The sequence below is a fragment of the Agrobacterium vaccinii genome, from assembly GCF_021310995.1.
In the GTDB taxonomy this organism is placed as follows: Bacteria; Pseudomonadota; Alphaproteobacteria; order Rhizobiales; family Rhizobiaceae; genus Agrobacterium; species Agrobacterium vaccinii.
In genome coordinates this window covers 2,938,029-2,958,185 of the sequence record NZ_CP054150.1, presented here as the reverse complement: position 1 = coordinate 2,958,185, position 20,157 = coordinate 2,938,029, and the positions used below count along the sequence as shown (strand labels likewise).

Annotated in this window: 18 protein-coding genes; 12 read left to right on the top strand and 6 right to left on the bottom strand. The window is 60.1% G+C overall.

Annotated elements, in window-relative coordinates:
• Positions 1 to 3 precede the first annotated feature (3 nt).
• From cobN to HRR99_RS14325, 5 genes are read left to right on the top strand one after another with little or no spacing between them, the layout of a single operon-like run.
• Complete coding sequence (cobN, locus tag HRR99_RS14345) at positions 4 to 3,354, top strand: cobaltochelatase subunit CobN (protein ID WP_233122206.1); 3,351 nt, start codon at positions 4 to 6, stop codon at positions 3,352 to 3,354.
• Positions 3,351 to 4,778, top strand: coding sequence for a precorrin-3B synthase (gene cobG, locus HRR99_RS14340; protein WP_233122205.1), 1,428 nt, complete (start codon positions 3,351 to 3,353; stop codon positions 4,776 to 4,778). Before cobN ends, cobG begins: the two co-directional genes overlap by 4 nt.
• Entirely contained in the window at positions 4,775 to 5,407 is a 633-nt protein-coding gene (locus tag HRR99_RS14335) for a precorrin-8X methylmutase (RefSeq protein WP_233122204.1), read from the top strand. The genes cobG and HRR99_RS14335 overlap by 4 nt, the downstream gene beginning before the upstream one ends.
• Positions 5,404 to 6,183, top strand: coding sequence for a precorrin-2 C(20)-methyltransferase (locus tag HRR99_RS14330; RefSeq protein WP_233122203.1), 780 nt, complete (start codon positions 5,404 to 5,406; stop codon positions 6,181 to 6,183). Before HRR99_RS14335 ends, HRR99_RS14330 begins: the two co-directional genes overlap by 4 nt.
• Positions 6,180 to 6,941 carry a precorrin-3B C(17)-methyltransferase gene (locus HRR99_RS14325; RefSeq protein WP_233122202.1) on the top strand — a complete coding sequence of 254 codons (762 nt, stop codon included), beginning with the start codon at positions 6,180 to 6,182 and terminating at the stop codon, positions 6,939 to 6,941. The genes HRR99_RS14330 and HRR99_RS14325 overlap by 4 nt, the downstream gene beginning before the upstream one ends.
• Here HRR99_RS14325 and HRR99_RS14320 read toward each other — a convergent pair.
• A complete protein-coding gene (locus tag HRR99_RS14320; protein WP_233122201.1) occupies positions 6,908 to 7,675 on the bottom strand; it encodes a cobalt-precorrin-6A reductase in 768 nt (255 codons plus the stop codon). The two genes, HRR99_RS14325 and HRR99_RS14320, sit on opposite strands and share 34 nt — an antisense overlap.
• Between HRR99_RS14320 and cbiE the strand changes: the two genes are divergently transcribed.
• The 3 genes from cbiE to cobM are packed head-to-tail and all read left to right on the top strand — an operon-like array spanning position 7,674 to position 10,074.
• Positions 7,674 to 8,930, top strand: a complete 1,257-nt coding sequence (gene cbiE, locus HRR99_RS14315) for a precorrin-6y C5,15-methyltransferase (decarboxylating) subunit CbiE (protein WP_233122200.1) — start codon at positions 7,674 to 7,676, stop codon at positions 8,928 to 8,930. The two genes, HRR99_RS14320 and cbiE, sit on opposite strands and share 2 nt — an antisense overlap.
• On the top strand, positions 8,909 to 9,304 hold the full coding sequence (locus HRR99_RS14310; RefSeq protein ID WP_233122199.1) for a cobalamin biosynthesis protein: 396 nt from the start codon (positions 8,909 to 8,911) through the stop codon (positions 9,302 to 9,304). Before cbiE ends, HRR99_RS14310 begins: the two co-directional genes overlap by 22 nt.
• The gene (gene cobM / locus HRR99_RS14305; protein WP_233122198.1) at positions 9,301 to 10,074 is read left to right on the top strand and encodes a precorrin-4 C(11)-methyltransferase; all 774 of its coding nucleotides are present in this window, start codon (positions 9,301 to 9,303) and stop codon (positions 10,072 to 10,074) included. Before HRR99_RS14310 ends, cobM begins: the two co-directional genes overlap by 4 nt.
• Here the strand turns inward: cobM and HRR99_RS14300 are convergent.
• Entirely contained in the window at positions 10,029 to 11,159 is a 1,131-nt protein-coding gene (locus HRR99_RS14300; RefSeq protein ID WP_233122197.1) for a cobalt-precorrin-5B (C(1))-methyltransferase, read from the bottom strand. The genes cobM and HRR99_RS14300 overlap by 46 nt on opposite strands.
• Before the next feature lie 227 nt (positions 11,160 to 11,386).
• Here HRR99_RS14300 and HRR99_RS14295 point away from each other — a divergent pair, with 227 nt between their 5' ends.
• The 4 genes from HRR99_RS14295 (at position 11,387) to HRR99_RS14280 (ending at position 15,435) form a co-directional block, all read left to right on the top strand.
• Positions 11,387 to 12,700, top strand: a complete 1,314-nt coding sequence (locus HRR99_RS14295; protein ID WP_233122196.1) for a cobyrinic acid a,c-diamide synthase CobB — start codon at positions 11,387 to 11,389, stop codon at positions 12,698 to 12,700.
• Between the two features lie 104 nt (positions 12,701 to 12,804).
• Positions 12,805 to 13,701, top strand: a complete 897-nt coding sequence (gene yghU, locus HRR99_RS14290) for a glutathione-dependent disulfide-bond oxidoreductase (protein ID WP_233122195.1) — start codon at positions 12,805 to 12,807, stop codon at positions 13,699 to 13,701.
• A 9-nt stretch (positions 13,702 to 13,710) separates the two neighbouring features.
• A complete protein-coding gene (locus HRR99_RS14285) occupies positions 13,711 to 14,091 on the top strand; it encodes a hypothetical protein (protein WP_111841325.1) in 381 nt (126 codons plus the stop codon).
• Between the two features lie 102 nt (positions 14,092 to 14,193).
• The gene (locus HRR99_RS14280) at positions 14,194 to 15,435 is read left to right on the top strand and encodes a cytochrome-c peroxidase (protein WP_233122194.1); all 1,242 of its coding nucleotides are present in this window, start codon (positions 14,194 to 14,196) and stop codon (positions 15,433 to 15,435) included.
• Here the strand turns inward: HRR99_RS14280 and leuB are convergent.
• From leuB to typA, 4 genes are all read right to left on the bottom strand, one after another.
• A complete protein-coding gene (leuB, locus tag HRR99_RS14275) occupies positions 15,416 to 16,528 on the bottom strand; it encodes a 3-isopropylmalate dehydrogenase (RefSeq protein WP_233122193.1) in 1,113 nt (370 codons plus the stop codon). The two genes, HRR99_RS14280 and leuB, sit on opposite strands and share 20 nt — an antisense overlap.
• Before the next feature lie 181 nt (positions 16,529 to 16,709).
• The gene (leuD, locus tag HRR99_RS14270; RefSeq protein ID WP_111841328.1) at positions 16,710 to 17,315 is read right to left on the bottom strand and encodes a 3-isopropylmalate dehydratase small subunit; all 606 of its coding nucleotides are present in this window, start codon (positions 17,313 to 17,315) and stop codon (positions 16,710 to 16,712) included.
• Between the two features lie 125 nt (positions 17,316 to 17,440).
• Positions 17,441 to 17,947, bottom strand: a complete 507-nt coding sequence (locus HRR99_RS14265) for a GNAT family N-acetyltransferase (protein ID WP_112501075.1) — start codon at positions 17,945 to 17,947, stop codon at positions 17,441 to 17,443.
• Between the two features lie 236 nt (positions 17,948 to 18,183).
• On the bottom strand, positions 18,184 to 20,004 hold the full coding sequence (gene typA / locus HRR99_RS14260; RefSeq protein ID WP_111841330.1) for a translational GTPase TypA: 1,821 nt from the start codon (positions 20,002 to 20,004) through the stop codon (positions 18,184 to 18,186).
• Positions 20,005 to 20,157: the final 153 nt, after the last annotated feature.

The window sequence follows — 20,157 nt, the reverse complement described above, 5'->3', positions numbered from 1 at the left end:
TCCATGCACATCCTCGCCACCACATCCTCGTCTCTGGACGACCTGATCGAGCCGGTTGATCTCAATCAGGGTCAGGCGGATGTGGTAGTGCTGTCTTTTTCGGCCAGCGATCTGGGCGGGCTGGAGCGCGGATGGCAACGCAGCACGGATGGTTCAGTGTCCTTTGTGTCCGCCAACCTCTCCGAACTTCGCCATCCCATGTCGGTCGATCTGTGGATCGAAAAGACGGCGGAATACGCCAAGCTGATCCTTATCCGGATTCTCGGCGGCGCCGATCGTTGGCGTTATGGCGTGGACGAGTTGTCGAGAATGGCGCGTCGGCGTGGTATCAAGCTCGTGCTTCTGCCCGGCGAATGCAGCGAACGCGATGAAAAATTAGAAATCGCGTCCACTGTCGATCTGCCGACACAGTCCACGATTCTCTCTTTCTTCCGCGAAGGCGGGCCGGAGAATATGGAGCGGGTTGCGAGATTGCTTGCTGCGTTTGCGCGGGAAGACGCCTGGCCGGATGTCGTCGCTGAACCTTTGCCCAAATGCGGGTTTTATCAGCCTGGCGAAGGCGTTGTTGACCTTCCGGCAGCGCTGGATGGCCGTGAAGGCTGCATGCCCTTTGTTCCTATACTGTTTTACCGTTCCATGATGATGGCGGCTGACGTCGCCCCCATCGATGCGCTTTACGACGCCTTGCACTTACGCGGATTTTCGCCGCTGCCGATCTTCGTCAGCGGTTTGAAAGACGCAGACGCTATCCGGTTTCTGGAAGACACGCTTGTCACTTTGAAGCCAGCCGCGATGATTGCAGCCACGGCCTTTGCCAGCCATTCGGACGACGATGGCAAGAGCCTGTTCGACCGGTTGGGTGTCGCGACCTTTCAGGTGATCATGGCCACCACCCGCCGCGATGGCTGGGCGGACAATATGCGCGGCCTCAACCCGTCCGATCTTGCCATGCATGTGGTGTTGCCGGAGCTGGACGGTCGTATTCTCGCCGGGGCGATCTCCTTCAAACAGCCTGACCCTGAAGGTGGGCGCGGGCTGGTGCATTGTCCGGAACCTGATCGCGTCGAACAGGTCGCTGAACGCATCTCTGCTTTTCTGCGGCTGAAAAACGCAGATCCATCTGAGCGGCAGCTTGTTATTCTTATGCCGGATTATCCGGGCGCCGCACCGGGTCGCACCGGTTATGCGGTGGGTCTCGATGTGCCGCAGAGTGTTCTGGAGATGCTGCACGATCTGCGCGATGCCGGTTATGCGGTGGGCGATATTCCCGAAACGCCTCGGGCTTTGCTCGACCGCGTTGAAAGCGAGACGGCTGCTTTCGGGCTGGCGGAGTATTCAGCGTTTCGCAGCGCCCTGCCCCAAGCCGCCAATCTGGCTTTGGGTGAAACATGGGGTGATGCCGAGGCAGATGATGCTGTGACAGGGGGCGTCTTCCATTTCCGCGCCGCTCGATTCGGTTCCGTAACAGTCGCTCTTGCGCCGGATCGTGGTCGGAACGAAGATCGGCGGGTGGATTATCACGACCCGGCCTTGCCGCCTCGGCATGCGCTGGTCGCGTTCGGGGCCTGGATGCGGCAGAGCCTCGGGGCGCATGCCATCATCCACGTCGGCGCTCATGGCACGCTGGAATGGCTGCCCGGCAAGACGGTTGCGCTGTCGCAAGCCTGTTTCCCCGAAATCGTCACCGGCTCACTGCCCGTGATCTATCCCTTCATCGTCTCCAATCCCGGGGAGGCCGCAGTTGCGAAGCGGCGCATCGCGGCTGTGACCATCGGGCACATTCCGCCTGTGTTGGTCGATGCCGGGCTTTCGCCAGAGCAGATGGCGCTGGAACAGCTTGTCGATGAATATGCGCAGGCCGATGGGCTGGACCGTCGCCGCCGCGACCGTCTGGCCAAACTGATCGTCGAAAAGGCACAGGAAACGGGATTAGCAGCCGATGCCGGTATCGACACGCAGGACGATGCCGATACGGCGCTGTCACGCATCGATGCGTTTCTCTGCGATCTCAAGGATTTCGCGATCAAGGATGGCCAGCATGTGTTTGGCCGCTGCGCTGACGATGAGCCTGATGTCCTCAGGCGCGACAGCGCGCTAGCGGAAAAAGCGTCTTTGCTGGCTGCTCTCAATGGGCAGCATATTTCGCCCGGCCCATCTGGTGCGCCAGCGCGCGGGCGGCTGGACGTGTTGCCGACGGGGCGTAATCTTTACGCTGCCGACCCGCGCACCATGCCGACCCCGACCGCTTTCGAGCTGGGCCGCATGGCGGGTGAAGAAGTCCTACGGCACCATCTGCAAAGCCACGGCGATTGGCCGAAGAATATTGTGTTCGACCTCTGGGGTTCGGCATCTTTGCGCAATGGCGGCGAAGATGTCGGCCAGGCGCTGCATTTGATGGGCGCTCGCCCGATCTATGATCAAGGCACGGGCCGCGTAACCGGCATCGAAGTGCTGCCGCCTGCGGCTTTGGGACGGCCCCGCGTGGATGTGACATTCCGCATTTCCGGCCTGTTCCGCGATATGTTTCCGGCGCTGATTGCTCTGCTCGACGCTGCCGCAAAAGCCATTGCGCGCCGTGAAGAATCACCGGGCGATAACCCCTTGGGCGAAGAGGCTGCCTGCCTCGGCCATATCCCCGCCCGCATTTTCGGTTCGGCACCCGGCACCTATGGCGCTGGCATCGAGGAAAAGCTGGCGAACGGGCGCTGGGATGAGCGCGAAGAGCTGGGCCAGATCTATCTGGATGCCGCAAGCCATGCTTTTGGCGGGGCGGATGGGCTTGGTGTTTCCGCTGATGCCAGCTTTTCAGGCCAGGTGGAAAAGGCCGATCTTCTGGTTCACACGGGGGACGATCCCGGGCGCGACCTGCTGGACGGCTCGTCAGACGTCGCCTTTATCGGCGGCTTTGCGGCAGCCAAGGCAGCCCTTGGGCAATCCGCCGATGTCGTGGCGCTCGATACGACAGATCCCGCGCGTCCCCGCGCCCGTTCCATTGCACAGGCCGTTAACCGCGTGGTGCGCGCCCGCGCCATCAATCCGCGCTTCATTGCCGGGCAGATGCGGCATGGGCCGCGCGGCGCTGCGGAATTTGCCGAGACGGTGGACAGGCTGATTGGCTTTGCAGAGACCACACACGCCGTATCGTCCTCCCTGATCGAAGCACTGTATGATGCCTATTTCGGCGATGAAAACGTCCGCGATTTCATTCTGCGAGAAAACCCGCAGGCAGCAGAGGTGATGGCGCAGCGTTTTCTCTCTGCCCGCCGCCGCGGCCTCTGGCACAGCCGCCGCAATGCCGTGGATGCAGAGCTGGAAATGCTCATTGCGCCGAAATCCGCGAGGGTAGAGGCATGAGTGCTTTCGGCCCTGTGGATGTCCAGCCTTTCACGCGCCGCGGCGTTTGCCCTGCCCTGTCGGCTCCGATGCAGACGGGTGACGGGCTTTTATCGCGCATCGCCTTCACGAATCCTATCTCGCCCTCTGATCTGGAGGCGCTGTGCGCCCTCGCAATTGAGTACGGCAACGGGCTGATCGACATCACCGCGCGCGGCGGGCTCCAATTTCGCGGCCTGACGGCTGAAAGTGCAAAGGCTCTGGAACGCGATGTTCTCGCTCTTCATCTGCCGTTGCGGCAAGGGCTGACGGTGGAAACATCGCCGCTGACAGGGATCGACCAAACGGAACTTGCCGATACACGCGACATCGTCAGCCGGATATGCGGGCGAGCGGATGCGCTTCAGCTGCATGAGAAGTTGGCTGCAAAGATGTCCGTCATTGTCGATGGCGGTGGTCTTGTGGACATGGGTGATCTGCTTGCGGATATCCGGTTGAAGGCCACTCGTGTCGGCGATGACGTGTTTTGGCAACTCATGTTGGGTGGTTCCGAAGACAAGGCGTTGCGGGCGGGGTTGCTGCGGACCGAAGATGCTGCTGATAGTGTGATCGATCTTCTGATGCGCCTTGCTGAAAGGGGTTCTGGTACGCGCGGTCGTGACCTGGATATTGAACAGGTACGGGCCGTGTGTGCGGGTAGATTGCTCGACTCTCCGTATCCATTTACCCTCGCCCCCTCATCCCGCTGCCGCGACCTTCTCCCCGGCGGGGAGAAGGCGGAAAACCGCACCCCCACCGTTCATAACGACGCACGTCCCTATGGTTTGATGCGCCTCTCGGACGATGTGTTTGCAGCAGTTCTTGCGCCCGCCTTCGGGCAAATCGGCGCAGACGTGCTCTCTGCCCTTTGCCGCCATGCTTCGATATTGGGACTACAGCGTTTGCGGCCCGGGCCAGCACATGCCCTGTTTTTCACCGGCAGTGATGATGCATGCCGGGCTCTTCTCGATCATGCGCGTGACGCCGGTTTTGTGACCGGTGCCGACGATCCGCGCTCTTCCATCGCCGTCTGCGCTGGAAAACCGGCCTGCGCTTCGGGGTTTATCTCCACGCGAGACCTGGCGGAACATGCAGCGACAGACTGTGCGTCCTTGCTGGATGGCTCGTTCACGCTGCATCTTTCAGGCTGCTGCAAGGGCTGTGCGCATCCATCGCCTGCCACGCTGGCCTTTGCGGGCTCGTCTGAAGGGCTGGCCTTTACCCATTCAGGTCGCGTTTCCGACACACCGCAGGCGGTTTTGCCGCTTGCCGACCGCAAGGCGGTGCTTTCGCGGCTTGCCCGATTATATGAAAAAGAACATAAGCCCGGAGAAAATGCCCGCACCCTGCTTGCCCGTCTCGGCAAGGAGCGGATCGTCGCGGCGCTCCGACAGGATACGAGATGACTGAATACGACTATATCCGCGATGGCAACGCGATCTATGAGCGCTCCTTTGCGATGATCCGCGAAGAGGCGGACCTGTCGGCTTTCACGCCGGATCAGGCCGATATCGCTATCAGGATGATCCATGCCTGTGGACAGGTGGAAGCCGCGCAGCACTTCCGCTTTTCGCCTGACTTCGTGGATGCCGCACGTGGCGCGCTTCTGGCTGGCAAGCCGATCCTGTGCGATGCCAATATGGTGGCGCATGGGGTCACGCATGCGCGGTTGCCCGCTGGCAATCCGGTGATCTGCACGCTGCGCGATCTGCGCACGCCGGACCTTGCAAAGCAGATCGGCAATACCCGGTCTGCCGCTGCACTCGATCTCTGGGTCGATCAGATGGACGGCGCGCTCGTTGCCATCGGCAATGCGCCGACAGCGCTGTTTTATCTCTTGGAAATGCTGGAGCGAGGCGCTCCCCGCCCCGCCGCCATTATCGGCATGCCGGTTGGTTTCGTCGGCGCGGCGGAATCCAAGGATGCGCTGGAGGAAAGTCCGCTCGGCATTCCCTATGCCATCGTCAAGGGCCGCCTGGGTGGTTCTGCCATGACTGCGGCTGCCATCAATGCCATTGCGAGGGCCGGACTATGAGTGCGGCCTTGTTCGATCCAGCAGCGCAGCCGGTGCTGAAGGGCAAGCTGATCGGCGTCGGCACAGGTCCCGGCGATCCTGAGCTTCTCACGCTGAAAGCGGTGCGCGCCATTGAAAATGCTGATGTCGTTGCCTTCTTTTGCAAGAAGGGCAGCAAGGGCAACGGGCGCGGCATCGTCGAAAGCTTCATCCGCCCCGGCACGCTGGAAATGCCGCTGGTCTACCCCGTTACCGTCGAAAGCGACAAGAATGGAGACGATTACAGAGGCGCCATCGCCGCCTTCTTTGATCAATCGGCTCGTGATATCGCCGTCCATCTGGATGCCGGGCGCAGCGTCGCGGTGCTATCGGAGGGGGATCCGCTGTTTTACGGCTCCTATATGCACCTCCATCTGCGGCTGGCCCCTGCCTACCCTGCAGAAGTTGTCGCCGGTATCACCGCCATGTCCGGTTGCTGGTCCATGGCGGGTCTGCCGCTCGTGCAGGGCGACGACATCTTGAGTGTATTGCCGGGGACGCTGGGCGAGGAAACATTGACCGAACGTCTGTCCGGCACCGATGGCGCCGTCATCATGAAGGTCGGGCGGAACCTGCCGAAAATTTGCCGGGCTCTGGAAAGAGCGGGCAAGTTGCACAGTGCGCTTTACGTCGAACGCGGTACGATGGAAAACGGCCATGCCATCAGGCTCATTGAACGCGATGCATCGCCCGCGCCCTATTTCTCGCTGGTCCTCGTTCCCGGCTGGAAAGATCGACCCGTCGGTGAAACGGCATGAGCGGGCGGTTGACGGTTGTCGGGCTTGGGCCGGGTAGCCCGGACCAGATCACGCCGGAAGCACACGCCGCAGTGCGTGAGGCGGAAGATTTCTTCGGCTATATTCCCTATCTCGACCGTCTGGCGCTTGGGGCCCATCAACGCCGTCACGCCTCGGACAACCGCGAAGAGCTTTCCCGCGCGCAGGCTGCGCTGACCATCGCGGCTTCCGGTGGCAAGGTCTGCGTCGTCTCTGGCGGTGATCCCGGTGTGTTCGCCATGGCCGCTGCCGTCTGCGAGGCCATCGAGAACGGCCCCGTCGAATGGCGCGATATCGACTTCCACGTCGTTCCCGGCGTCACGGCCATGCTGGCGGTGGCGGCACGTGCGGGTGCGCCTCTGGGGCATGATTTCTGCGCTATTTCTCTGTCTGACAATCTCAAGCCATGGTCCCTAATCGAAAAAAGATTGATTGCTGCGGCTGAGGCCGGATTTGTCATGGCCTTCTACAATCCCGTCAGCAAGGCTCGGCCTCACCAACTGGCGACGGCGTTTGATGTGCTGCGCGCCCATCTGCCTGAAACCGTGCCCGTTATTTTCGGGCGCGCAGCAGGCCGTGCCGACGAGCGCATGCGCGTGGTGCCGCTGGGACAAGCCGCGAGCGATATGGCCGATATGGCGACCTGTATCATCGTCGGTTCTGTGGAGACACGGTTGATCGAGCGCGATGGCCAAGCACCGATCGTCTATTCGCCACGCTCGTCCAAAAGGGAAAGCTGATGACGGATGGCGCTGAGCGCAGTGTCGATATCGGCGACCGTATCACCATACGGATGCGCGGGACGTGCGATCATGATGACGGGAATGCCCAACTGCCGTGCCGCCTCGATCTTGCCGTACGCCGCCGCCCCGCCGGAGTTCTTGCAAACCACCGCCTCAATGCCATTGTCGCGCAACATGGCGATTTCATCAATGAGAGCAAAGGGGCCACGGGCCGTGATGTAACGCGCATCGGGCACGATAAGCGGCGGCTCGACGGGATCGACGCTGCGAATGAGATAGTGGTGCTGTGGTGCCGCCTCGAAAGGCAGAAGTTCCTGACGACCAAGGGCCAGAAACGCCTTGCACCTTTTCTGTCCGAGAGCGGTCACGGCACTGTCGACATCGGGCACCTCGCGCCAATCGTCTCCCGCCATCCTCACCCACGCCGGACGCTCCAATGCAACCAGCGGCACCCTGGCCATACCTGCGGCTTTGACCGCATTGGCGGAAATGCGCGCGGCATATGGATGAGTGGCATCGACCAGCATATCGAAGGCATTGTCCTCGATGAAACGCGCCAGCCCCCTCGCGCCACCAAAGCCACCGCTGCGCATCGGCACCGGCTGAGCCACGGGATCACGGGTGCGGCCCGCCATGGACAGCAAAATACGGTAGCCGGATTCATCAGCCAGTTTGCCAGCCAGGATACGGGCATCCGCCGTGCCGCCAAGAATGAGTATGGAGCGTGTCATGGTCTCTGAATATGCGGGATTGCCCGCTTCATCCACCGAAAAGACGGTAACGCCCTGGCTTTCTATCGTCGGTATCGGCGAAGACGGACTATCGGGGCTGGGCAGTGCTGCGCGCGCAGCCATCGAGAATGCCGAGTTCGTCTTCGGCGGCAAGCGGCATATGGCGCTGGCAAAAGACGCTATTCGTGGAGACGCGCGGCCATGGCCTGCGCCCTTCGATAGCGCAATGACCGACGTCGTGGCGCTGCGGGGACGCAAGGTCTGCGTGCTCGCCTCCGGCGATCCCTTCCATTACGGCGTCGGTGTAACGCTGTTGAGGCATATTGCAGCGGAGGAGACTATCTCCTACCCGGCCCCGTCTGCCTTTTCGCTCGCCGCATCGCGGCTGGGCTGGGCCTTGCAGGATGTGACCTGCGTGTCGTTGCATGGCCGCTCCATCGATCTCATTCGCCCGCATCTTCACCCCGGCGCAAAGCTCATCGCGCTGACGTCGGATGAAAGCGCCCCTGCCCTGCTGGCAGCGCTCGTGTCGGAGGCAGGTTTTGGGCGCTCCTGTTTCACGCTGCTAGAAGCCTTGGGTGGACCGCATCAGCGGGTGCGCAGCGCAGAGGCAAAGCGTTTTTCCTTCGAAGATATCGACCCGCTCAATGTTTTGGCCATCGAGGTCATCGCCGACGAGACATCACGCGTGCTCAGCTATGCGCAGGGGCTGGACGACGCGCTTTTCGAACATGACGGCCAGATCACCAAGCGGGAAATCCGCGCGGTTACGCTCTCATCCCTGTCGCCACGTCATGGCGAATTGCTGTGGGATATCGGTGCCGGGTCGGGTTCGATCGGCATCGAATGGATGCTGGCGCACCCTTCCCTCCGCGCCATCGCCATCGAGCAACACCCGGAGCGTGCCGAACGGGCCAGTCGCAACGCCGAGACCTTCGGCGTGCCGGGTCTCGAGGTGGTGATCGGGACAGCGCCGGATGCTTTCGAAGGCCTGCCAGCACCGGATGCGATTTTCATCGGTGGTGGGGGCAGTGAAGACGGCGTGCTGGACGGTGCCATTGCCGCGCTCAAATCCGGTGGCCGGCTGGTCGCAAATGCGGTGACGCTCGAAATGGAAGCGGTTCTGCTTGCCGCACAAGCCCGGCTTGGTGGTTCGTTGATCCGGCTCGAGGTGGCGCGTGCGTCGCCTGTTGGCACCATGCAGGGCTGGCGGCCATCGATGCCGGTGACGCAATGGTCGTGGGTCAAGCCATGATCGTTGCCGGTATCGGATGTCGCAAGGGCGTTGGCGCAGATGCCATCATGGCCGCGTTGCACGAGGTCGCCCTCGCCCATCACGTGAAGATCGACTTCATCGCGACAGCGCCGATCAAGGACGATGAACCGGGTTTGCTGGAGGCAGCGACACGTTTGGGCATGGCCTTCGTCGTGGTAGCGCAGGCGGATTTCGAAGCTGCGGGCGAACGCACGGTCACGCGCTCTGAAACCAGCCTGAAGCATTCCGGCTCCCCAAGTCTCAGCGAAGCGTCGGCGCTTGCCGCCTGTGGCCCGAATTCAAAGCTCATCGCGCCGCGTTCGGTGCTGGGCGATATTACCATTGCGATTGCCGTGTCAGGAGACCAACCATGACGGTTCATTTTATCGGTGCTGGCCCCGGTGCCGCAGACCTGATCACCGTGCGCGGGCGCGATCTCATCGCCGCCTGCCCCGTCTGCCTCTATGCGGGCTCTCTGGTGCCGAAAGCCCTGATCGACTATTGCCCACCCGGTGCACGCATCATCGATACCGCAGCCCTTTCGCTGGATGAGATCGAGGCTGAATTCGTCGCTGCTGCGCGTGAAGGCAAGGATGTGGCGCGGCTGCATTCCGGCGATCTTTCTGTATGGAGCGCTATGGGTGAGCAAATCCGCAGACTGGAGCGGCTCGGGCTCGACTACACTGTCACCCCCGGCGTTCCCTCCTTCGCCGCCGCCGCCGCCAGTTTGAGAAAAGAACTGACGGTGCCTGAAGTGGCGCAAAGCCTCATCCTAACCCGTATTTCCGGTCGAGCATCAAAAATGCCCGAGGGTGAAAATTTGAGAGCTTTCGGTGCCACCGGCGCCACGCTTGCCATCCACCTTGCCATTCATGCCATTGCGCAGGTGGTCGAAGAACTGACGCCGCTTTATGGCGCTGACTGCCCTGTCGTCATCGTCGTCCGTGCCTCATGGCCGGAAGAGCGCGTGATCACCGGCACGCTTGGCGATATCGAGGCCAAGCTCGCGGAAGAGCCTGTGGAACGCACGGCGCTGATTTTCGTCGGCAAAGGCTTGGCTTCAGAGGATTTCCGCGAAAGCGCGCTTTACAGCACGGATTACGTCCGGCGGTTTCGTTCGCCGGAAGGAAAAGCCGAGACGTGATGGGATGGCGCAAAGCCTGAGCGGCCCTTCAGCACGCCATCCCGGTCGAAGACCAGAATTTCGAGTGACGTTTCGGGCGTGTTGAGCGCGTCGGCAGCTGTTTCCCACGCCTTCTCGGCTACAACGCTGCCGAGGTCTATGCCTGCGCTGCCTGCCATGGTGAAGGCATGCGCCACCGTGTTGGCGTGCCGAATGATGTCGGCCAAAGCCTCATCGCCACCCGCTTCCGTCGCAAGTTTCGCCAGCGCATCCAAATCCGCCAAGCCCCGCTTGGAGTGAACATCCAGCATACCCTGGGCAAGCTTGGTCATCTTGGCCACACCACCGGCAATGGTCAGTTTTTCGACCGGATGAGTTCGCAGATATTTCAGCATGCCGCCGATGAAATCGCCCATGTCGATCAGCGCCGTTTCCGGTAGGCCATGCAGGGCCTGTCCTGCCTTTTCAGAGGCATTGCCGGTGGCACCGAGAATATGGGTCAGGCTTTCGGCGCGGGCCACGTCTATGCCGCGCCAGATGGAGTGAATCCAGGCGGAACAGGAAAAGGGAATGACGATGCCGGTGGTGCCGAGGATCGAAATGCCACCGAGAATGCCCAATCTGCCATTTAGCGTCTTCTCTGCGATCTTCTCGCCATCCTCCACCGATATCTCCACCTCGAAATCGGCATTGTCTCCGGCGACCTCGTGGATGGCCTTTTCGATCATCTTGCGCGGCACCGGGTTGATGGCAGGCTCGCCGACTGCCAGCGGAAGGCCGGGCCGGGTCACCGTGCCTACACCCGTGCCCGCCTTGAAGGTAATGCCCGTGCCCGGTCTGCCGGGCCGCACGGTGCTTTCCAACAGCGCGCCATGGGTCACGTCAGGGTCGTCGCCTGCATCTTTGATGACGCCTGCGCGGGCAAAGCCATCGCCGCGATGGCTGTTGGCTAGCGAAAAGCCGACACGCTTGCCGCTTGGAAGTTCGATCTCGACAAGGTATGGAAACTCTCCGGTCAGCAACGCGGTGCAGGCGGCTTTCGCCGCAGCCGTCGCGCAAGCGCCGGTCGTCCAGCCGCGACGCAGATTTTTTCCATCCGTTTCCATCGTGTTTCTATAGCGGTTACGGGTTGGGCCGTCATCGGGAAACAACAGCGACAAAATGTTAAGGCCCTTATTTTGAAGACCGTTAGAAACGCTCCACCACCCTCATTCCTGTGCCTGTCACAGGAATCCAGTAGTCGCGCGTCTGCGCGGCGGAAAGAATCTTTTCAGCCCAAGGACTTGGGCTGGCGGGATTCCTGTGACGAGCACAGGAATGAGGGAAGACGGGTATGACGGCACGCGCACTCATCATCGGTGCGCCGCGCTCCGGCTCCGGCAAGACCAGCGTCACCATCGGGCTGTTGCGGGCCTTTGCACGGCGTGGCGTCAAAGTGCGCGGCATCAAGACCGGGCCTGACTATATCGATCCGGGTTTTCATGCCTTTGCGGCAAAAACGCCGGGGCTCAATCTCGATAGCTGGGCCATGCAGCCCGATCTGCTGCGGCATCTGTTTGCCCAGCAGGCAGGGGATGCGGAACTGGTGTTGATCGAAAGCGCCATGGGCCTGTTCGATGGTATCGTCGTGCCGGATAACAGAACAGGCTCTGCCGCCGATCTGGCGCGCCTGTTCGGCATCCCCGTACTTCTGGTGCTGGATGTTTCCGGCCAGTCGCAAACCGCCGCTGCCGTCGCCCATGGCTTTGCCCATTACGATCCTGCGGTGAAGATGTCCGCCGTGGTGCTAAACCGCGCAGGCAGTGAACGGCACCGCACGCTTTGCTCGCAAGCCATCGAAAAGATCGGCTTGCCCGTCGCGGGCTGCGTCATGCGCGATCCGTCGCTGGTGCTGCCGGAACGGCATCTGGGACTGGTGCAGGCCAGCGAGCACCCGGAAATCGATGCGCATATTGACCGTCTGGCAGATGCCATGGAGGCGGCTATCGATCTCGATGCGCTTCTATCTTTGGCGCAACCCGTCACCGTGCCGCATGGCTCGACCGTTTCAGCCATTGCCCCACCGGGCCAGCGGATTGCGCTGGCGCAGGATGCCGCCTTCACGTTCCTCTATCCGCATCTGGCCCGTCACTGGCGCGAAGCCGGTGCCGAGATCCTGCCCTTTTCGCCGCTGGCCGATGAGGGCCCGGACCTTTCCTGCGATGTCTGCTGGCTGCCTGGGGGATATCCCGAGCTTTTTGCGGGGCAACTTGCCGCTGCTGATACTTTCAGGTCGGGTCTGGCACGCTTTGCGGAAGCGAAGCCTGTCCATGGCGAATGCGGGGGCTACATGGTGCTGGGTGCCGCAATCGAGGATGCGGATGGCGTGACCCACCAGATGACGGGGCTGTTGTCGCATGCCACCAGCTTTGCCAAACGCAAGATGAACCTCGGCTATCGGCAGGCGACGATATCAGCCGATAGCCCCATCGGGTGCGCTGGCGATGTGCTGCGTGGCCATGAGTTCCACTATGCGCGGGTGATCGATCAAGGTCACGACGAAGCCTTTGCGCAGATTGCCGATGGGCAGGGAAAACCGCTCGGAGCATCCGGTGGCAGGCGCGGGCATGTCACGGGCACGTTTTTTCACGCCATCGCCAAAGGTTGAATTTTTCTCATCGATGATGTGGTGGAGGAAATCTTTGTTGATCCCTATATTGCTTTGGAGTGCTGAACGCTGGCGCTTGATCCGTTGAACAAGGACAGATTTTCATGACCGAGAAATCCCCCGAAAATAACTTTCCCGCCGGTTACGAACCAGCCGACGTCTGGGAGTGGGAAAAGGGCAATGGTGGTCAGTTCGCCAACATCAATCGCCCGATTGCAGGCGCGACCCACGACAAGGAATTGCCGGTCGGCAAACATCCGCTTCAGCTTTACTCGCTGGCGACGCCCAACGGCCAGAAGGTCGGTATCATGCTGGAAGAGCTTTTGGCCGCAGGCCACACGGGTGCCGAATATGATGCATGGCTGATCAAGATCGGTGATGGCGACCAGTTCGGCTCGGACTTCGTCAAGGCCAATCCGAATTCGAAAATTCCGGCATTGGTCGACCATTCCACCCCGGAGCCGACCCGCGTTTTCGAAAGCGGCTCTATCCTGCTTTATCTGGCGGAAAAGTTTGGCGCGTTTCTTCCTGGGGAGCACAAGGCACGCACGGAAGCCATGAACTGGCTGTTCTGGCAAATGGCATCTGCGCCCTATCTGGGTGGTGGTTTCGGTCATTTTTATGCCTATGCGCCCATTCACATCAAATATGCGGTCGACCGTTTTGCCATGGAGGCCAAGCGTCAGCTTGACGTGCTGGACCGTCATCTGGCAGAGAACCAGTATCTGGCCGGTTCGGACTATTCGATTGCGGATATTGCCGTCTGGCCATGGTATGGCAATCTGGCGCGGGGCCAGTCCTATGCAAAGGCCGATGTCTTTCTGGATGTGAAGGGCTATAAGCACCTTCAGCGCTGGGCAAACGAGATTGCAGAGCGCCCTGCGGTCAAACGCGGTCGCATGGTCAACAAGGTCAATGGCGACCCGTCGGAACAGTTACACGAACGCCACGATGCGTCCGACTTCGATACGAAGACACAGGACAAGATCGGCAAAGCATAAGGAAACACCATGGCAAAGCTGCCTGAAATGACGAAACACCGCGGCTTTCCATCCGGCATGCCAAGCACGGGCATTCAGTTCACCATACGCCGCGCCAATCCGCGCGGCGTCACGCCCGTCAAACACATTCCGCGCCGTGCGCGTAATGATTCGGCGGAACACAAGGTGGATGCCGCTTTCATGCATGCGCTGTGGCACCAGTTCGGCAACGAGCCGTTCGAGCGCGGTAACCTCGATGCGGCCCGCTTGAGCCTTCTGTTCGGGCGTGAGGTGCTGCCTGCCGACAAGGATTTCGATCCATTGTCGTATCAGTCCATGCTTGTTATCGATGAGCGGGTGGCACGGCAGAATTTCCCGGAATCCTTCGAGAATTACTTCCAGATCGACTAAAACATCTGCTGCGGCAAAGTGGAGCGGGCACAGAAAGTTTCTGTGCTTAGTTGTTTTGAGGTGCTATAGAGCACGCCAGTTCATCTATTCCGGCGTTCTGCCATGATCAGACATCTCATCTGCGTTATCTCTGCATGTGTGTTCGCCTTCGTGCCCGCTGGGCTTGGCACGGGAACGCTTGCCCATGGCGGCGAGGATTATGCCACGCTGGAAAAGCTCGGCGCTGCCCTGTTCGATGATCCCAATCTCTCCATGAACCGCACCATGTCCTGCTCCACCTGTCACATGCCGGGGGCGGGCTTTACCGATGGACGTGATACTGGTGGCCCGATTGGGCACGATGTCTCGCTGGGAGATGACGGCACGTCGCTGGGTGATCGAAACACGCCCAGCGCCGCCTATGCTAGCTTTTCACCGCCGTTCGGCAAGAACGCGCTGGGCGAATATGTCGGCGGGCAGTTCTGGGATGGCCGCGCATCGTCTCTGGAAGATCAGGCCGCTGGCCCGCCTTTGAACCCCATCGAAATGGGCATGCCGGACAAAACGACCATCGCCAAGCGGCTGCAGGAAAACCCGGATTACGCTGCCGCCTTCGGCACCCAGTTCGGCGGCGATGTGTTCAAGACTGATGACGCCGCCTTCGCCGCTATGACGAAGGCGCTTGCCGCTTTCGAGCGGACGGACACCTTCTCGACATTCGATTCCAAATATGACCGCTTCCTGCGGGGCGAAGAGAAGCTGACCGATCAGGAAGAGCTGGGCCGGGTGCTGATGTCCTCGACACAGTTTACCAACTGCAACACCTGTCATGAACTCAAAGGCCCGAACGGCCTGTCCAACGGGCTTTTCACCAACCACAAATATTTCAACATCGGCGTTCCCGCCAACAAGGCAGCCCGGGCGGCGAATGGATCGAAGCCGGATGCCGTCGATCTCGGTTTGGCGCAGAACCCCGCTGTTGCAGGCGATCCCGCACAGCGCGGCAAGTTCAAGGTCCCGACCCTGCGCAACGTCGCGGTGACCGGTCCCTACATGCACAATGGCGTGTTCAAGGATTTGCGCACGGTCGTGCTGTTTTACGTAAAATACAAAAGCAAGAAGCCCAGCCGTCAGATCAACCCGGAAACGGGTCAGGCATGGGATGCACCCGAGGTGCCTGAGAATATCGCCATGACGGAGCTGACGGCAGCGCCTGCACTGGATGACAAGCGGGTGGATGCCATTGTCGCGTTTTTGAAAACGCTGACCGACAAGCGATATGAGCATCTCTTGCCGATAGGCAATGCCGGGCAGGACGCAACGCCCCCTGCCCAGAATGTTTCGATCAAGCCGACAGCGCCTTGAACTCTTCCAGAACTGCGTCGCCCATTTCAGACGTGCTGACCTGACGGCTGCCGTCCGAGACAATGTCTGCGGTGCGGATGCCCTTGTCCAGCACGTTGGCGATGGCCGTTTCCAGCTTGGTGGCTTCATCCACCATGTTGAAGGAATAGCGCAGGCACATGGCAAAGGACGCGATCATGGCGATCGGGTTGGCAATACCCTTGCCAGCAATGTCAGGGGCCGAGCCATGCACAGGCTCGTACATCGCCTTGCGCTTGCCCGTCTTGGCATCCGGTGCGCCCAGCGAAGCGGATGGCAGCATGCCGAGAGAACCCGTCAGCATCGCGGCCACGTCGGACAGCATATCGCCGAACAGGTTGTCAGTGACGATCACGTCGAACTGCTTGGGCTTGCGCACCAGCTGCATGCCACCGGCATCAGCCAGCATATGCTCCAGCTGCACGTCCTTGTACTTCGCCGCATGGGTTTCGGTCACGACCTGGTTCCACAACACGCCCGACTTCATGACGTTGCGCTTTTCCATGGAGCAGACGCGATTGCCACGGGTGCGGGCAAGCTCGAAGGCGACGCTGGCGATGCGCTCGATTTCGAACGTATCGTAAATCTGGGTATCGATGCCGCGCTTCTGGCCGTTGCCAAGGTCGATGATCTGCTTCGGCTCACCGAAATAAACGCCACCCGTCAATTCGCGAACGATGAGGATATCGAGGCCTTCGACCAGTTCCTGCTTCAGCGAGGATGCGGCAGCCAGTGCCGGGTAGCAGATGGCCGGACGCAGATTGGCAAACAGCTCCAGATCCTTGCGCAGGCGCAACAGACCGGATTCGGGCCGCACCTCGTAAGGAACGCTATCCCACTTGGGACCCCCGACGGCTCCAAACAGAATGGCGTCTGCGGCGAGCGCCTTTTCCATATCCGCATCGGAAATCGCTACGCCGTGCGCATCATAGGCGCTGCCGCCGACGAGGCCTTCATCCGTCTTGAAGCCAGCAGCCTTCTCGCTATTGAGATAATCGATCAGCTTGCGGACTTCCGCCATGGCCTCAGGGCCGATGCCGTCACCGGGCAGCAGGAAAAGCGTGCGCACTGTCATGAAAACCCTCCTTGGCCCGGCTGAAAACCCAAGGGGGCCACAGGGACGGGCGTATCAAAAATCCACATCCGGCAACGGCGTTCGTTGCGGGGTTGCGGCTTCTTAACCCTGGAGGTGGCCTATTTCAAGGAAGGCTAGGGACGATTCGGTACGGCAGCACCAAACCGTCTCGCAGAAAGGATCAAGCCCAGGGGCGGGCAGAGGCGTTGGTTTTTTCGAACCCTTCGATGGCACCGGCATGCTCCAGTGTCAGGCCGATGTCATCGAGCCCGTTCAGCATGCAGTGACGCTTGAAAGCGTCGATCTCGAAGCTGATAGTGCCACCGTCAGGGCCGCTGATTTCCTGCGTCTCCAGATCGATGCTCAAAACAGCGTTGGACCCGCGCGAGGCATCGTCCATCAGCTTTTCCAGATTTTCGGGGCTGACGATGATCGGGAGAACGCCGTTCTTGAAACAGTTGTTGTAGAAAATATCGGCGAAGCTGGTGGAGATGATGCAGCGAATGCCGAAATCCAGCAGCGCCCATGGTGCATGTTCGCGGGACGAACCGCAGCCGAAATTATCGCCCGCGACCAGAATTTGTGCGTTCTGGTAGGCTGGTTTGTTCAGCACGAAGTCCGGGTTCAGAGAGCCGTCATCCAGATAGCGCGATTCCGCAAACAGGCCGGTGCCAAGGCCGGTGCGCTTGATGGTTTTGAGATAATCCTTGGGAATGATCATGTCGGTGTCGATATTGACGACCGGCATAGGGGCGGCGACACCCGTCAGCTTGGTGAACTTATCCATCTCTCACTCCGAAATCATGCTGCTATCGGCGGCGCCAGAAGCGCCCCCTCTCCATCGCAATAGCGCAAAATCGCGGGCAATTGAAGGCCAAAGCGCGCAAACCCGGTACGCGTCTCACCGAAACATCAGTGCCAGACAAAGCCCAGCTTGCGCAATTGCGTGCCCGCGAAGTCTTCCATGCCTTCCGCCACGTCTTCACCGCCATGGGAGCGGAAAAAGCGGCTGGCAACGTCACTGTCCTCAAGGCACCAGACCACTGTGCCCTTGCATCCCAGAGATTTCAGAAGACGACGTGCCTCGGTAAACAGCACGGAGCCGAGCCCCATGCCCTGATATTCGGGAAGCAGGTAAATCTCGTAGATTTCACCATCATAGGGCAGTCCACGTGCGCGGCTGAGGCCCATCGTTGCGTAGCCTGCAATCACACCGGAAATTTCCACCACCAGCATGGTTGCAGAGCCTCGGGTGGCCTTGCGCCACCACGTTTCATTGCGTCGATCCAGCATCTGCCGAAGCGGCTTATGGGGAATAAGACCCGCATAGGCCTGCTGCCAGGACGATCTGTGCGTGTCCGAAATGGCGCGCGCATCGTCCGGCTCTGCTCGGCGAATATCTATGGATAACGTTTTCATAACGCGATTCTGACCCCGGCGGAGAAAACTTACCAGCCATAAAGGTTAACGGCTCGAAGCTTACCCACAGCCTATTCATGTGGATGAAGGGTAAAAATTAACGCTATATTTACCATTGAGGCAAGCCGCATGCGACTCAGCCCCCAATTAAAAACGGTCAAACGGTTAACGCAGGCGACAAATAAAAAACCCGACGCGATGGCCGGGTTTTTCAAATTCATAGATGAAGCCGAATATCAGCCGGCAAGCTTTGCCTTGTCGAAACGCTTGCGGTCGTTGGCATCCAGGAACATCTTGCGAAGACGGATGGACTTTGGCGTCACTTCCATCAGCTCGTCGTCCTGAATCCAGGAGAGCGCGCGGTCAAGCGTCATGCGGATGGGTGGTGTCAACTTCACGGCTTCATCCTTGCCAGCGGCGCGGATGTTGGTGAGCTGCTTGCCCTTGAGCACGTTGACTTCAAGGTCGTTGTCGCGTGTGTGAATGCCGATGATCATGCCAGCATAAACCTTTTCGCCGGGCTCGATCATCATCGGGCCGCGATCTTCCAGGTTGAACATGGCGTAGGCAACAGCTTCACCGGAACCGTTCGACAGCAGAACACCCTGGACGCGACCAGCGATAGCGCCCTTGAACGGCTGGTAGGAGTGGAACAGACGGTTCATGATCGCGGTGCCGCGTGTGTCTGTCAGAAGTTCGGACTGGTAGCCGATGAGGCCACGGGTCGGTGCCAGGAACTTCAGGCGAACGCGGTTGCCGCCGGATGGACGAAGCTCGGTCATTTCTGCCTTACGTTCGGACATCTTCTGAACGACGATACCGGAATGCTCTTCATCCACGTCGATGACGACTTCTTCGATCGGCTCGATGGTCTGGCCGTTCTCGTCCTTCTGCATGACGACGCGAGGGCGCGAAACGGCAAGCTCGAAGCCTTCGCGACGCATGGTTTCGATCAGAACTGCAAGCTGCAATTCGCCACGGCCTGATACGAAGAACGAATCCTTGCCTTCGGCTTCTTCGATCTTCAGCGCAACGTTGCCTTCGGCTTCCTTGTACAGGCGATCGCGGATAACGCGCGATGTGACCTTGTCGCCTTCGGTGCCAGCCAACGGGCTGTCGTTGACGATGAAGGACATGGTCACCGTTGGTGGGTCGATTGGCTGTGCGGTCATCGCTTCGGTAACGGAAGGGTCACAGAACGTGTCGGCAACGGTGCCCTTGGAAAGACCAGCGATAGCAACGATGTCGCCTGCATGGGCTTCATCGATGGCTGTGCGCTCGATGCCGCGGAATGCGAGAATCTTGGAAATACGACCGGTTTCGATCAGCTTTCCGTCCTGACCCAAGACCTTGACAGGCTGGTTGGACTTCAGCGTACCGGAAGCGATACGACCGGTGATGATACGGCCGAGGAAGGGGTTGGCTTCAAGGATCGTGCCGATCAGACGGAACGGGCCTTCTTCAACCGTAGGCTCAGGAACGTGCTTGAGAACCAGATCGAGCAAAGGTGCAAGACCTTCGTCCTTTGGACCCTCAGGATTGACGTTCATCCAGCCATCACGACCGGAACCGTAAAGGATCGGGAAGTCGAGCTGCTCATCGGTCGCATCGAGGTTCGCGAAAAGGTCGAACACTTCGTTGATGACTTCTTCGTGGCGGCCATCGGGACGGTCGATCTTGTTGATCGCAACGATAGGCTTGAGGCCAACCTTGAGAGCCTTGGAGACGACGAACTTCGTCTGCGGCATTGGTCCCTCGGATGAGTCGACCAGAACGATCGCGCCGTCCACCATCGACAGGATACGCTCGACTTCGCCACCGAAGTCGGCGTGGCCGGGGGTGTCAACGATGTTGATACGAACACCCTTCCACTCGACAGACGTCGCCTTGGCGAGAATGGTGATGCCGCGTTCTTTTTCGAGGTCGTTCGAATCCATAACGCGCTCTGCAACGCGCTGGTTTTCGCGGAACGAACCGGACTGTTTCAGAAGCTCGTCAACGAGCGTCGTTTTGCCATGGTCAACGTGCGCGATAATCGCGATGTTGCGAAGTGCCATTGTTCAATATCTCTGAGGTTGGGGCGTCATAACTAAAGATGCGCCAATTTAGTCTGGCGGGCTCATAACCTTTTTTTTACAAATGCGAAAGGGGGGGCTACGACATAAGCCCCTTGCAGAAACGCCGTATCAGAGTTTTATGACAGTTTTCGG